The sequence below is a fragment of the Microbacterium sp. LTA6 genome, assembly GCF_045690355.1.
Classification (GTDB): Bacteria; Actinomycetota; Actinomycetes; order Actinomycetales; family Microbacteriaceae; genus Microbacterium.
In genome coordinates this window covers 1,716,653-1,730,938 of sequence record NZ_CP147855.1, presented here as the reverse complement: position 1 = coordinate 1,730,938, position 14,286 = coordinate 1,716,653, and the positions used below count along the sequence as shown (strand labels likewise).

The 14,286-nt window shown below is 67.9% G+C and carries 10 protein-coding genes; 5 read left to right on the top strand and 5 right to left on the bottom strand.

The features are described 5' to 3' along the window. The first annotated feature begins 15 nt into the window (after positions 1-15). From LTA6_RS08250 to LTA6_RS08240, 3 genes are read left to right on the top strand one after another with little or no spacing between them, the layout of a single operon-like run. Positions 16-2,355, top strand: coding sequence for a glycosyl hydrolase family 95 catalytic domain-containing protein (locus LTA6_RS08250; RefSeq protein WP_407359260.1), 2,340 nt, complete (start codon positions 16-18; stop codon positions 2,353-2,355). Continuing rightward, positions 2,349-3,353: a LacI family DNA-binding transcriptional regulator gene (locus LTA6_RS08245; RefSeq protein WP_341977336.1), complete on the top strand. Its 1,005-nt coding sequence runs from the start codon at positions 2,349-2,351 to the stop codon at positions 3,351-3,353. Before LTA6_RS08250 ends, LTA6_RS08245 begins: the two co-directional genes overlap by 7 nt. Further along, positions 3,350-3,955, top strand: a complete 606-nt coding sequence (locus tag LTA6_RS08240) for a YesL family protein (RefSeq protein ID WP_341977334.1) — start codon at positions 3,350-3,352, stop codon at positions 3,953-3,955. Before LTA6_RS08245 ends, LTA6_RS08240 begins: the two co-directional genes overlap by 4 nt. 63 nt (positions 3,956-4,018) lie before the next feature. Here the strand turns inward: LTA6_RS08240 and LTA6_RS08235 are convergent, their stop codons facing one another. Genes LTA6_RS08235 through LTA6_RS08220 form a run of 4 tightly spaced genes read right to left on the bottom strand, consistent with a single transcriptional unit; the run spans position 4,019 to position 9,224 of the window. After that, on the bottom strand, positions 4,019-5,767 hold the full coding sequence (locus LTA6_RS08235) for an ABC transporter substrate-binding protein (RefSeq protein ID WP_341977332.1): 1,749 nt from the start codon (positions 5,765-5,767) through the stop codon (positions 4,019-4,021). 31 nt (positions 5,768-5,798) lie between these two features. After that, positions 5,799-6,719, bottom strand: a complete 921-nt coding sequence (locus LTA6_RS08230; protein ID WP_341977330.1) for a carbohydrate ABC transporter permease — start codon at positions 6,717-6,719, stop codon at positions 5,799-5,801. A 13-nt stretch (positions 6,720-6,732) separates the two neighbouring features. Then, positions 6,733-7,734 (bottom strand): ABC transporter permease subunit, encoded by a 1,002-nt coding sequence (locus LTA6_RS08225; RefSeq protein WP_341977328.1) that lies wholly within the window; start codon positions 7,732-7,734, stop codon positions 6,733-6,735. Further along, entirely contained in the window at positions 7,731-9,224 is a 1,494-nt protein-coding gene (locus LTA6_RS08220; protein WP_407359141.1) for a glycoside hydrolase family 43 protein, read from the bottom strand. Before LTA6_RS08220 ends, LTA6_RS08225 begins: the two co-directional genes overlap by 4 nt. Positions 9,225-9,393: 169 nt before the next feature. Between LTA6_RS08220 and LTA6_RS08215 the strand changes: the two genes are divergently transcribed. Next, positions 9,394-10,359, top strand: coding sequence for an acetylxylan esterase (locus tag LTA6_RS08215; protein ID WP_341977324.1), 966 nt, complete (start codon positions 9,394-9,396; stop codon positions 10,357-10,359). A gap of 120 nt (positions 10,360-10,479) precedes the next feature. Beyond that, positions 10,480-13,089, top strand: coding sequence for a carbohydrate-binding protein (locus LTA6_RS08210; protein ID WP_341977322.1), 2,610 nt, complete (start codon positions 10,480-10,482; stop codon positions 13,087-13,089). Between the two features lie 56 nt (positions 13,090-13,145). Here LTA6_RS08210 and LTA6_RS08205 read toward each other — a convergent pair whose 3' ends face one another. Then, a complete protein-coding gene (locus tag LTA6_RS08205; protein ID WP_341977320.1) occupies positions 13,146-14,279 on the bottom strand; it encodes a bifunctional 2-methylcitrate synthase/citrate synthase in 1,134 nt (377 codons plus the stop codon). Positions 14,280-14,286: the final 7 nt, after the last annotated feature.

Here is a 14,286-nt window from a genome sequence, read left to right as displayed (position 1 = left end):
ACTAGCCGGGTGCCGATGTCCACGATGCTTCGCGAAGCGCTTCACGTGCTGCGCTCCGATCGCGCGGCCGCGCGATGGACCGATGCCTTCCCGGTCGGCAACGGGGTGCGCGGAGCGTCCTGTCAGGGCGGCCCCGGCGCTGAGCGCTTGTGGCTGAACGACATCACGGCCTGGTCCGGCCTCCCCGACCAGGACCCGCTCGCCGGCGTGGTCGATCGCGGCCCGTATGCCCTCGACGCGGTGCGCTATGCCATCGCCGGCGGCGATGCCGCCGCAGCCGAACGGCTCCTCCAGCGACAGCAGACGCCGTGGGTGCAGGCCTTCCTGCCGCTCGGCTGGATCGACGTCGAGATCGACGGAACCTTCGACGACGGATGCCGTCGCCGTCTCGACCTCACGACGGCGACCGCCCATCTCGAGTACGCCGGCGTGCGCCACACGACATGGGCGGACTCCGCCGGCGGGGCGATCGTGCACCGGATCGAGGCGGATGCCCCGGTGCGCGTGCGGCTGCGCGTCGGGAGCCTGCTCCGCTCCGCGGGGCCGGATGCCGGCATCCCCGACGGAATCGTCCGCGAGCTGCTGCTGCCGATCGATGTGGCTCCGGGGCACGAGGCACCACCGGAGCCGGTGCGCTACGGCGACGGACGCACCGGCGCGATCGCCGTGCGCTCGACAGGCCCGGCGACCGTCGAGGCCGGAACGCTGGTCACCGAGCTCGCGCGCACCCACACCTTCGTCGCCGGCACCGCGACCGCGCCGTCGATCCCCGGAGAGCCGGAATCGGATGCCGATGCACCGACACGGGCGGTCGCCGTGCTGGGGCAGGTCGGATCGGATGCCGCCGCCGAGTCCGACCGGCGGCACGGAACGCATATCGCCGCGCATCAGGAGCTGTATCTGCGCTGCGCTCTGACCCTGCCCTCTGCGGACGGCGCGGTGGAACTCAGCACCGAGGAGCGGATCGCGGTCGCCCAGGAGCGGCCGGACCCCGGCCTCGCCGCCCTGCTCTTCCACTACGGTCGCTACCTGCTGCTGTCGTCGTCACGGCACACCGGACTGCCCCTCACGCTGCGGGGCCTGTGGAATGCCGAGCTTCCCGGCCCATGGTCGAGCGCGTACACGACGAACATCAACTTGCAGATGGCGTACTGGGCTGCCGAGACCACCGCGCTCAGCGAATGCCACACCCCACTGCTGCGCTTCATCCGGCGGCTCGCGGCCGGATCCGGCAGCACCGTCGCACGTGAGCTGCACGGTGCGGACGGCTGGGTGGCGCACCACAATTCCGACGCCTGGGGGCACGCTGCGCCGGTCGGGGCCGGTCACGGCGACCCTGCCTGGGCGTTCTGGCCGATGGGCGGGGTCTGGCTGAGCCTGCACCTCTGGGAGCGCTACGCGTTCACCGGCGACATCGATGAGCTGCGCATGCAGTCGTGGCCGGTGCTCGCCTCCGCCGCACAGTTCGCGCTGTCATGGATCCGGGATGACGGCACCCGCACGTACACGAGCCCCTCGACGTCACCGGAGAACCACTTCCTCGCCGATGACGGCACCGCGACCGGCGTGGGCGAATCCTCGACGATGGACGTCGCGCTGCTGCGGGCCCTCGCGACGGCGTGCGTGCAGGCCTCGATGGCACTCGGCATCGACGAGCCGTGGATCGCCGAGCTGCTCACCCTGACCACCGCCCTTCCCGACGCCGAGGTCGATGCCGACGGCACCCTGCGGGAATGGGACCGCCCCCGCGAGGACACCGAGCCCGACCACCGGCACCTGTCTCATCTCGTCGGCCTGTTCCCGCTTGCGCAGATCACGCCGGCCCGGTCGCCTGAGCTCGCCGCCGCTGCGGCGGCCTCGATCATCTCCCGTGGACGGGAGTCGACGGGGTGGGCACTGGCCTGGCGCACCGCGATGTGGGCACGCCTCGGGGATGGCGCGCAGGTGCTCGACCAGATCACGATGGCGCTGCGTCCTGCGGTCTCCGACGGCGGGGGCCACCGCGGCGGTCTCTATGCGAATGGATTCAGCGCGCATCCGCCGTTCCAGATCGACGGGAACATCGGCCTCACCGCCGGTGTCGCCGAGGCGCTGCTGCAGTCCCATGACGAGCGGATGCTGCTGCTGCTGCCGGCACTGCCACCGGACTGGCCGGTCGGAAGCGTGCGCGGGTTGCGCGCACGAGGGGGCGTGACCGTCGACATCGACTGGGAACACGGCGAAATCGTGAAAGTACGGTTGCGCAGCGATGGGAACACCACAATAGAGATGAGCGGGCCGGGGATCGGCATCCGATCCGTCGTCCTCACTGCAGGGCAGCCCGCTCTCATCGAGCCGAGGGAGAACCGATGGTGACCATCGCAGACGTCGCACGGGCAGCCGGCGTCTCCATCTCGACCGTCTCATACGTGATGAGCGGCAAGAGGACGATCTCTCAGGACACGAAGGAGCGCGTCGAGAGCGCCATCGATGCGCTGGAGTACCGACCGCACGCGAGTGCCCGCTCGCTCGCTTCGCGATCCACCAGTGTGATCGGCCTGCAGGCACCGCTGCGCTCGGGTGTCGACGTGCACGTCGTCATGGAGATCGTCGCCGGCATCGTGCGCGAGGCGCGGGTGCACCAGTACGACATCCTGCTGCTCACCAGTGACGACGGCGAGGGCCTGCGCCGCGCGACCGGCGCCTCGATGGTCGACGCCCTGCTGTTGATGGATGTCGAGTCGGACGATCCGCGCATCGCCACCCTGCGCGACCTCTCCGCCCCCAGCGTGCTGATCGGCCTGCCGCGCGGGGCCGAGGAGCTGACCTGCGTCGACTTCGACTTCGAGAGCGCGGGACGCGCGGCTGCGGAGCGGCTGATCGCCCTCGGTCACCGCCGCGTGGCGCTGCTCGGCTCGCCCCGTGAGGTGATCGACCGGCGCACCTCGTATGCCGAACGGCTCTCCACCGGCTTCCTCGCCGTGTGCGCGGAGCGCGGTGTTCCGGCGACGGTGCACCCGTGCCCGACCACGCACGAATCCGTCGAGGTCCTGGACGCGGTCCTCGCCGAGCATCCTGATGTGACAGGCCTCTTCATCCACAACGAAGGTGCTCTGGCACACCTCGCGGCACGCGCGGCGACGGTCGAAGGGCTCGAGGCGATCGCGCTCTGCCCGGCGGATACGGCACGCACCGTGCCGACCCTGGCCGACAGCATCGACCTGCCGGCCGAGGGCCTCGGCATCGCCGCCACGCAGGCGCTCATGGCCCTGCTCGCCGGTGAGAGCACGCCGAAGGTGCGGCTGCTGCCGCCGGTTCTCGCCTCGTCGCGACAAGAGTCAGCCCTCGAGCAGGCCGAAGTCATCGCCCGATGAGGATCGACCCGAACAGCCGGTCCGTGCAGGGGCTGTCGACGTTCATCGAGTTCGTCGCGCTGAACGTGATGTATCTGGTCACGTGCCTTCCGATCGTCACGATCGGCGCCGCGACGAGCGCGCTGTTCCAGGTCACCATCCGCTATTCCGATGACGAGACCGGGCGGCCGGTCGCCGATTTCCTCCCCGCGTTCGTGAAGAACTTCCGCCGCGGTGCGCTCACCGGCCTCGCACTGCTGGTGCCGGTCGCGCTGCTGGTCTTCAGCGCCGTGTTCTGGTTGTCCACGCCGAGCGTGCTGGGAACGACCGGCGGCGTGGTCGCCGCACTCGCCGCCGTCTTCCTCTTCACCGCTTTCCTCTATGCGATGGCGCTGGTGGCGACGTTCGACGACGGCGTCCGACGCACCCTGAAGAACGCCGTGCTGCTCGCGGCTGCCGAGCCGGCACGCACCTTCGGCCTGCTGATGATCCCGGTGACGCTGGCGTGCATCAGCATCCTCTTCCCGCCGTTCCTGGTGATCATGGGAACAGTCGGCTTCTCGGTCGGCGCCTACGCCGCCGCCTTCCTCTTCCGCAGCGTCTTCGCGCGGCACCGCCGGTAACCCGCAACCCCACGCAGAACGCCCCCGGGACCACATGGTCCCGGGGGCGTTCTGCGAGGAGGGTCAGCCGGCGTCTGCCGCCACCGCCTCACGTTGCTTGTTCTGCGACTCGGCGTTCTCCATGTCGAACTCGAGCACCTTGTCGTATCCGAGACCGGCTGCCTGCTCCTGCAGCTGGGCCTTCAGTGACTCGAACTCGTCGTCGCTGGCGGCGAATGCCATCTGCCACGAGTACTGGATGACGATGGCCTTGACCTGGTTGCGGAGCGTCTCGATCTCCGAGGGGTCGGCGGGGGCCGCATAGCTCGCGCCGGGGGCGACCAGCAGCTGGTCGTTCGTCTCCAGGTACTCCATGGTGGTGGCGGCTCCGCCCATCTTGGCCGACCAGTCCTCCGAGAGCGGCGTCTTCACGAGCTCCTGGTACGACGGCCATGCCTTGTAGCTGAACGGCAGCCCGGTCTCCTCGTCGATGTCGACGGGAAGGACGGCGGTGACGTTGAGCGCGGAGGCGCCGTCGGTGTACGTGCCGCCGCCCAGCTCAGCCGGAACCTGCGCCTCACCGCTGATGAAGGCCTGCTTGCCGAGTTCGGTCAGCACCGGCTGACCGGCGTCGTCGAGCTCCCAGGTCATGCCCTGCGGGCCGGCTGCGCCCATGGTCTGGCTGTTGTTGGCGTAGGTGCCTTCGGCCGAGTACAGCCAGTCGATGAACGCCGCGATGCGCTCCGGGTCCTCGGCCTTCGAGCCGATCGCGATCACCGGCTTGCCGCCATAGGCCTCTGCTCCGTACGAGAAGATGTTGATGTCCTTGACCGGCGCGAGCTCGAAGCCCTTGCCCGCCGCGGTGTTCACATCGGTGTTGTAGGCGGCCTGACCGAGCCACGGCCACCACGAGAAGAGGACCTGTCCGTTCTGCACCTTCGACCACATGGTGTCGTAGTTCTGGGTGGTCGATTCGGGGTCGACGAGGCCGAGCTTGTTGGCCTCGTGGTAGAACTTCAGCGTGCGCATGTACTCGCCGTCATCGTCGAGGATGCCCTGGTAGTCCGAACCGTCGGCCTTCGCCAACACGAAGCCGAGCTCGTCGTAGCCGTAGAAGGTGGTCGGCTGCTTGGCGGTGACCATCATGTTGCCGTCCCAGTCCTTGAACAGCGACAGCGCGTACACCTTGCCGCCGTTGGGGGCGGTCGGCTCAAGATCCTGCATGTCCTTCAGCACCGGAACGAGATCCTCGAGGGTGTTGAGTTCCGGATAGCCGAGGGCCTTGTAGAGATCCCAGCGGACATACGGGCCGAACGTCGGGTCCAGCCCCTCAGACGGCTGGGTCGGCTTCAGCGAGGAGACCGAGGTCGGGAAGGCGAAGACGCCGTCCTTTCCGTCGTTGAGGTGCTCGACGGCCGTGTCGAACTCCTCGACGTTGCTCATCGCGGGGTAGAACGGCGCGCTGTCCATCACCAGCCCGCCCTGGACCAGCTCATCGAGCTTCTCACCCTTCTCGGTGATGATCATGTCGCCGAGATCGCCCGCCGAGACCCGCGTGTTGTAGAGGGTGTCACCGCCGCCGGCGACGTTCGGGGCGATGATGTTCAGCTTCATGTTGAACTTCTTCTTCACGATGTCGGCGAACCAGCCCTCCTGGATCCCCATGTAATTCGCGAGCCCGTCGAAGACGTCGATCGTGATCTCCTCATCCCACTTGTCGGGGAAGGAGGAGATGGACTCCTGTTGCTGCGCGTCACCTCCGGTGCAGGACGTGAGCAGGCCCGCGGCAACGAGCGCCACCGCGGTGAGCGCCACCTTGCGCTTGAGTTTCATTGCATTTCCTTTCTTGGATGCAGTGACGTCGTCAGCCCTTGACGGCGCCCAGCATGATGCCCTTCACGAAGAAGCGCTGGAACAGGGGATAGATGAAGATGATCGGCAGCACGACCAGCACGGAGACGGTCATCCTGATCGACGTCGGCGTCTGTGTGGTCGCCGCCGTGATGATGCCGGTCAGGTTGCCGCCGGAGTTCTGAGCGGCTTGAGCCAGGCTGTTGGCCTGATTGATGAACATGTAGAGCAGGTACTGCAGGGTGTACAGACTCTGATCGGTGATGTAGATCAACGTGTCCTGGAACGAGTTCCACTGGGCGACCGCCGAGAAGATAGCGACCGTCGCGAGGATCGGGGTCATGTTCGGCAGGAAGATGCGGAAGAAGATCTGCACGATGTTCGCGCCGTCCATCTCGGCCGCTTCCTGGAGCGACTCGGGCATCGCCTCGACGTACGTCTTCACCAGGATGATGAAGAACGGCTGCACGATGAACGGCAGCACGTAGACCCAGAAGTTGTTGGTGAGGCCGAGCGTCTTCATCACGATGAACACCGGGATGAGTCCGGCGCTGAAGTACATGGTGATGATGACGGAGCGGTACCAGAACTGGCGGCCCCACATCTTGCTCTGCGAGAACATGAACCCGAGGAAGGCGGAGGCGAGGACGGCGGCGAAGGTGCCGATCGCCGTGCGCCCGATGCTGACCACGGCCGCCATCGGGAGGCCGTTCAACTGCAGCACCTGCGAGTAGTTCTCGAGGTGGAGATCGACAGGGAACCAGCGCACCTGCCCGAGGGCCGAGACGTCGTTGGCGCTGATCGAGTTGATGATCAGGAAGTAGAACGGGTAGGCGCACAGGAAGGCGAGCGCGATGAAGACCGTGTAGTTCGTCATCGCGAAGATGATGTCGCCACTGCTGCGACGGCGGACCCCGAAGGTCGTGCTGCTCATGGGTGTCTCCTTCTCAGACGATGGACTGGCCGCGGACGCGCTTGGCGATCCAGTTGACGGTGAGCAGGAGAGCGACCGAGATGATGCTCTTCAGCATGCCGATCGCGGTCGCCATCGACAGGCTGTTGCCCGTGATGCCGATGTTGTAGACGTACAGATCGAGGACCTGGATGGTCTCCTTGTTGAAGGCGTTCTGGAACACGAAGTACTGCTCCATGCCGTTGTTCAGCATGTTCGCGACCGACAGGAGCAGCAGCACGAGGTAGGTCGGCATCAGCTGCGGAATGGTGATGTACCGCATCAGCTGGAATCGTCCGGCGCCGTCGATCTTGGCCGACTCGTACAGCGACTGGTCGATGCCGGCGATCGCGGCGAGGTAGATGATCGCGCCCCAGCCGAGGCCCTTCCAGACGCTCCACAACGTCATCGTGAGCCAGACGTTCTGATCGCTGTCGAGGAACTTGAGCGGCTGCGTGATGAGCCCCGCGTCGTTGAGCACGTTGTTGACGAGGCCCGAGCTGGAGAACAGCGAGAACGCGATCATGTAGACGAGCACCCACGAGATGAAGTTCGGGAGTGTGGTCAGCGTCTGCACGGCGTTGCGGAACCACGGAGCACGCACCTCGTTGAGGAAGATCGCGAAGAACAGCGGGAGGATCGAGGTCGCGATGCCGAGGAAGCTGATGGCGAGCGTGTTCAGCAGCACCTGCCCGATCTGGGCCACCTGCGTCGGTGAGCTGACGAGGAGCTCGAACCACTGCAGTCCGACGAACTCGCTGCCGGCGAGCCCGAGGGCCGGCCGGTAGTCGAACAGCGAATAGATCCAGCCGTAGAGCGGGAAGTAGGAGAAGAGGAAGACCAGCACCAGGAAGGGCAGGATGCACAGGAACATCCCCATCGAACGGCGGCCGCCGGCCTGCTGTCGCTGGCGGCGCCCACGGCGTCGGCGCGAGGTGGGCGAGTCCTTGATCACCACGGATTGGACCGCGGTCGTGTTCCCGATCGTCAAGGTCATGAGTGAACCTCCGCGTTCTCGTTGGCGGCTTCCCGTGGCTCGTACGCCACGTCCGTGAACAGCGCCGCTGTGCTCGCCGCGCGCAGACCGACCGTGCGCCCCACGAACCCACCGGCGACCTCGGTCGACAGATACCGTCCGTCCAGGCGCGCGAGTTCCCGCTCCCCGTCGGCGTCGGCGATGGCGAAGACGAGGTCGTCCGGGCCCCCGGACGTCGCTGGTCGGGATTCGATGATCAGCGACCGCGCACCGGACGCCGCGGTGCGGTCGTCGTCGATGGTGCGGGTCAGCCCGCCGATGTGAAGTTCGGCCCGCGCGCGACCGGAGTCGATGCGGACCTCGCCCCAGTGCCGATCGTCCATGCGCACGCGCACCGCGGCCGCCTCGGAGGCCTCGGTCGTCGCCGAGAATCGCCAGTGCGCGTCGAGGGTGCGGGTCGCGAGCATCGACGGTGCCCCGTTGGGCGCGTCATCCTCGACGGCGATCCGGATGCCGCCCGGTGTGCTCTCGGCGATCTCGGCGGGGGCGAAGCCCGGAGAGGTCCATCGGGGGTGCAGCGGTCCGTCGAAGCGGTCGGTGAACCCGGTCGGTGCGGGGGTGAAGGTGAAGCGGTCCGGGACGACCACAGGCCAGTCGTCGACCCAGTCGATGCCGGCGAGGAACGTCTCACGACCGTTCACGTGGAACTGAGGGGTGGCTCCGCGCGGACGGACGCCGAGATAGACCATCGCCCAGGAGCCGTCGAGGCGCTCGATCAGGTCGGCATGGCCGGCGTTCTGCACCGGGAAGGTGGTGCTGCGGCGGGTGAAGATCGGATTGTGCGGATGAAGTTCGAACGGTCCCGTCGGGGTCTTCGCCCTGGCGATGCCCACCGTGTGCCCGCGCTCCGTGCCGCCCTCGGCGTAGAGCAGGTACCACCAGTCGCCGCGCCGGAAGACATGCGGAGCTTCGGGGTACGCCAGTCCGGTGCCGCGCGAGACGGTCCGCGGCTCGTCGAGCACTGTGCCCGTCTCCAGGTCCACTCGCACCTGGGCGATTCCCGGAGCCGATGACATGTTCGAGCTGAACGTCATGTAACAGGTGCCCTCGTCGTCCCAGGCGAGGTCGGGATCGATGCCGACGGCGCCCTCGATCACGATGCCCGGCGACCACGGACCCTCGATGCTCGGGGCCGAGGTGACCAGCTGGCCGACCTTTCCTGAGACGTTCGTGGTGATCATCCAGAATCGTCCGGCGTGATGACGAAGCGTCGGCGCGTACACGCCTCCACCGGGTCCGGCGATGCCCGGGCGCAGGTTCTCATCACCGTCGAGGGCGTGACCCACCTGCTCCCACGTGGTGAGATCCGTGCTCCGCCAGAGGGGAACACCCGGCGAATACTCGAACGATGAGTGCGCGAGGTAGTACGTGTCTCCGGCCCGGCAGATCGTCGGGTCCGGGTGGAACCCGGGGACTACAGGATGCTCCGCGGAGTTCACGGCATCGGTCATCGGGGCTCCACTCGCCTTTGGGTTGGATCGCTCGCGCGCCCCTGTCGATCCTCGGGTGAGATCTGTCGAAACGCTTCGACTTAGAGAGTAAAGCGGAACCGCCGCAAGCACAAGGCCGAAAATCGAAACGCTTCGCCTTGCCAAAAAATCTTGCGCTAATGTGACGCCGGTGACCTTCACTGATCTCCCCCTCGACCAGCTCCGCTCCTTCCGCCCCGATGTGGCCGAACCCGCGGATTTCGATGACTTCTGGGCGCGCACCCTCACGGAATCGAGAGCGCTCGCGACCGCACCGCAGCTGCAGGCGGTGACGACTCCGATCACGCAGCTGATCGTCGAGGACCTCACGTTCAGCGGCTTCGGTGGCGAACCGATCCGCGCATGGATCACCCGCCCGCACTCGGATTCCCCCCTGCCGACGGTCGTCGAGTACATCGGCTACAACGGAGGTCGCGGCGTTCCGGGCGAACGTCTGCAGTGGGCGGCGGCCGGCTACGTGCACGTGCTGATGGACACCCGGGGCCAGGGCAGCGGATGGGGCACCGGGGGCGACACCCCCGACCCGCACGGCTCGGACGGCTCGGTTCCCGGGTTCATGACCCGCGGCATCCGCAGCCCCGAGACCTACTTCTACCGCCGCGTGTTCACCGACGCCGCGCTGCTGATCGACGCGGTGGCGCAGCTGCCAGCCGTCGATGCGAGCCGGATCAGCGTCACCGGTGGCAGCCAGGGCGGTGGGATCAGCCTGGCCGCCGCCGCACTGCATCCCGGTGTCGTCGCGGCGATGCCCGACGTCCCGTTCCTCTGCCACTTCCGCCGTTCGGTGGAGCTGACGCCGGAGCATCCCTTCAAAGAGATCGAGCGCTACCTCGCCGTGCACCGCGGAGTGACGAACGAGGTCTTCGGCACCCTGTCGTACTTCGACGGGGTGAACTTCGCCCGCCGCATCTCGGCGCCGGTGCTGTTCTCCGTCGCGCTGATGGATGCCGTCGTACTGCCCTCGAGCGTGTTCGCGGCGTTCAATCACTGCGGCTCTGCGGATGCCGAGATCGAGGTCTACGAGTTCAACGGCCATGAAGGCGGCCAGACCGTGCAGTGGCTGCGCCAGGCGGAGTGGCTCGCCTCGCGCGCCTGATCACGTCGGTGGTCGCTTGTCACGACTCGACTCTTGTGCGATTCGAAGCGCTTCGATAAAGTCGCGGCGGACCGTGCGGTCCGCCATCGACACGAAGGAGTGCGAATGTTGCAGGTCAGGATGAGAACCACGACGGCGATCCTCGCCGCGGGGGCGATGATCGCCGCGGGGGCGGTGGTGGCGAGCGGGCCCGCTTCTGCGAGCACGCCGGAACAGACCGGTCCCGAATACGACTGGTCGAACGTCGAGATATCCGGCGGCGGATACGTGCCAGGCATCATCTACAACCCCACCGAAGAGGGGCTGGTGTACGCGCGCACCGACATCGGCGGCGCGTACCGGCTCGATCGGGAGGCCGACCGCTGGGTGCCCCTCCTCGACCACGTCGGCTGGGACGACTGGAACTGGCTCGGCGTGCTGAGCCTCGCCACCGACCCGGTCGACACCGCACGGGTGTATGCCGCGGTCGGCATGTACACGAACGACTGGGACCCGAACAACGGCGCTGTGCTTCGGTCCTCCGACGCCGGGGAGACCTGGCAGGCGACGCCGCTGCCCTTCAAGGTCGGCGGCAACATGCCGGGGCGCGGAATCAGCGAACGCCTGCAGATCGACCCGAACGACAACGACGTGCTCTATTTCGGCGCCGAACAGCGACAGGGACTCTGGCGCTCGACCGATGCCGGCGTGAGCTTCCAGCGCGTGGAGAGCTTCCCGAACGTGGGCGATTTCGCACCCGATCCCGCCTCCGAGAACTCGTACCTCACCTCCGAGCTCGGCGTGCTGTGGACCGCGTTCGACGCGGCGTCCTCCCCCGCGGGCACCGCGACCTCGACGATCTTCACGGCTGTCGCCGACAAGGAGCACATCCTCTACCGCTCCGACGACGCCGGCGCGACCTGGGCCGAGGTCGAGGGCGCCCCGACCGGGTTCCTCCCCCAGCGCGGCGTGATCGACGAGAGCGGTCGATTCCTGTACATCACGACCACCGACACCAGCGGTCCCTACGACGGGTCCGACGGCGAGGTATGGCGATACGGGATCGATACCGGCACGTGGACGGACATCACGCCCACGCAGCGTCCGGCCGGCGGCGACTTCGGCTTCGGCGGCCTGACCGTCGACCAGAACGACCCGGACACGATCATGGTTGCATCGCAGATCCAGTGGTGGCCCGACATCCTGATCTTCCGCAGCACGGATCGCGGCGAGACCTGGTCGCCGATCTGGGACTACGTCACCGGCAGCGACGGCGCCGTCTCGCTCGATCGCCGCTATGAGCAGTCCATCGACGGCGTGCCGTGGCTCGCGTTCGGCAAAGAGGTCGGCGAACCGGTCCCGGGGAGCGAGCCGACGCCGAAGCTGGGCTGGATGGTGTCGTCCCTCGAAATCGACCCGCACAACTCCGACGAGCTCATGTACGGCACCGGCGCGACGATCTACCGCGCCGACGACCTCACCGCCTGGGATGAGCCCGGCGGTCGGATCCACCTCGCTCCATCCGCCGACGGCATCGAGGAGACGTCCATCCAGGGGCTCGCCGCCCCGCTCGGCGACGTCGACCTCGTCTCGGCGATGGGCGACCTCGGCGGCTTCGTGCACGACGACATCGACACCATCACGAACACGTTCCAAGCCCCGTATTTCGGGGGCGGGACGTCTGTGGACGCGGCGGGTCTGGCCGACGGCGTCATCGCCCGTGCCGGCACCGACGGCACCGGCGCCCACCTCGCCGCGTTCTCGAGCGACGGCGGCGACACCTGGTTCTCCTCTCCCGCGGTCCCCGGCTCGACCGGCGGCGGCAGCGTGGCGGTGACGGCCGATGGCGGCGGAGCAGTCTGGGCGCCGGCGAGTGCCGCACCGCAGGTCACCCGGGATGCCGGCGCGACCTGGGTCCCGGTCGCGGGGCTGCCTGCCGGAGCGAGGGTCGAAGCGGATCGCGTCGATCGCGACATCGTCTACGGTTTCGCAGCGGGCACGTTCTACCGCTCCGAGGATGGCGGATCGAGCTTCGCGGCCGTGAACGCGGGGACCCTCCCCGCCGAGGGCAACGTGCGCTTGGGCGCGATGCCGGGGCACATCGGAGATGTCTGGCTGGCCGGCGGAGATCCGGACGGCGCCTACGGCATGTGGCGTTCGACGGACCGCGGCGGCACCTGGCAACAGGTCGATGGATTCGACGGGGCGGACACAATCGGCTTCGGCAAGGCCGCACCGGGCGAGACACGTCCCGCGATCTACTCCGCCGCGCGCCGAGACGGCGTGCGCGGCGTCTTCCGGTCGACCGACGGTGGCGACACCTGGATCCGCATCAACGACGACGACCACCAGTGGGGTTATCTCGGCGCCGACATCGAAGGGGATCCCGACGTGTTCGGCCGGGTCTACGTCGCGACGAACGGCCGAGGCATCGTGGTCGGGAATGACGCAGCGGCCACCGAGCCCGCCCCGTGGAGCTCCTCGGCGACGTACGCCGAGGGAGACCTAGTCTCCTTCGACGGTTCGACGTGGCTCGCCTCATGGTGGAGCCGCAAGGACGTGCCCGGCGCGAAGCGGGGCCCCTGGCAGGAGATCGTCACGGCGCCGACAGGCGTCGCGAAGTGGACCCTGACGCGCACCTTCGTGGCAGGCGACATCGCCGAGCACGACGGCCACCTCTGGCGCGCCAAGTGGTGGTCGCGCGGAGACCTGCCTGGTGCGAAGCGCAGCGCGTGGGAGCGCATCGGCTGATCCCCTGACGCGCCGTCCGGCCTCGAGCCGGACGGCGCGTCAGACGGCGATGTGCCTCAGACGGCGATGTGCCGCTCGGCGACGCCGTTGTAGGCGGAGAGCGGGCGGATGAGGGCGTTCGCCCCGGCCTGCTCGATGATGTGCGCGGTCCACCCGGTCACCCGCGCCGCGACGAACAGCGGAGTGAAGGTGAGGGTGTCGAAGCCGATCAGGTTGTACGCGGGACCCGACGGATAGTCGAGGTTCGGGTAGATCCCCTTGCGGGCGACGAACTCCTGCTCGAGCGCGGCGTAGAGGTCGGCGACGTCGGTGCGACCGTAGTGATCGACGAGGGTGTCCAGTGCCGCCTTCATCGTGGGGACGCGCGAGTCCCCGCTCTTGTAGACCCGGTGCCCGAAGCCCATGATCTTGCGCTTGGCGGCGAGGGCCTCATCGAGCCACGGCTTGACGTTCTCGGCCGTGCCGATCTCGTCGAAGATGTGCAGCACGGCCTCGTTAGCGCCGCCGTGCAGCGGACCCTTGAGCGCGCCGATCGCACCGACGACCGCGGAGTACAGGTCGCTCAGCGTCGAGGTGATCACGCGAGCGGTGAACGTCGACGCGTTGAAGGAGTGCTCCGCGTACAGGATCATCGACCGGTTGAACGCGTCGACGACGACCGGATCCGGCAGCTCGCCGAAGGTCATCCAGAGGAAGTTCGCGGAATAGTCGAGATCGTCGCGCGGAGCGATCGGCTCCTGCCCGCGGCGGCGGCGCTGACCGTAGGCGACGATTGCGGGCAGGGCGGCGAACAGGCGGATGCTGCGCGCCAGGTTGTCCTCGGGGCTCCCTCCGGCGTCGAGCACGGATCCGCCCGCTGCCGGGTCGGTCGCGCCGAGGAGGCTGACCGCGGTGCGGACCTCATCCATCGGATGCGCCTCGAGCGGAACGAGATCGATCGCGGCCTTGACGTTGTCGGCGAGCGCGCGGTGGGCGCGCTCCTCCGCACGGAACGCCGCCAGCTGCGCGGCGTCCGGGAGCTCCCCATGCCACAGCAGGTACGCCACGGCCTCGAACGGCTGCGTCGCAGCCAGCTCCTGCACCGGGTAACCGCGGTACAGCAGACTGTTCGTGTCGGGGTTGACCTTCGAGATCGCCGTCGTGTCCACGACGACGCCGGCGAGGCCCTTCTTGATGTCGGGATCGGTCATTGCCTGC

Coding starts and splice junctions, on each gene's coding strand:
- LTA6_RS08240 (WP_341977334.1), top strand. CDS start 3,350: ATGAGGATCGACCCGAACAGCCGGTCCGTGCAGGGGCTGTCGACGTTC.
- LTA6_RS08210 (WP_341977322.1), top strand. CDS start 10,480: ATGAGAACCACGACGGCGATCCTCGCCGCGGGGGCGATGATCGCCGCG.
- LTA6_RS08230 (WP_341977330.1), bottom strand. CDS start 6,719: ATGAGCAGCACGACCTTCGGGGTCCGCCGTCGCAGCAGTGGCGACATC.
- LTA6_RS08205 (WP_341977320.1), bottom strand. CDS start 14,279: ATGACCGATCCCGACATCAAGAAGGGCCTCGCCGGCGTCGTCGTGGAC.
- LTA6_RS08235 (WP_341977332.1), bottom strand. CDS start 5,767: ATGAAACTCAAGCGCAAGGTGGCGCTCACCGCGGTGGCGCTCGTTGCC.
- LTA6_RS08225 (WP_341977328.1), bottom strand. CDS start 7,734: ATGACCTTGACGATCGGGAACACGACCGCGGTCCAATCCGTGGTGATC.
- LTA6_RS08250 (WP_407359260.1), top strand. CDS start 16: ATGTCCACGATGCTTCGCGAAGCGCTTCACGTGCTGCGCTCCGATCGC.
- LTA6_RS08245 (WP_341977336.1), top strand. CDS start 2,349: ATGGTGACCATCGCAGACGTCGCACGGGCAGCCGGCGTCTCCATCTCG.
- LTA6_RS08220 (WP_407359141.1), bottom strand. CDS start 9,224: ATGACCGATGCCGTGAACTCCGCGGAGCATCCTGTAGTCCCCGGGTTC.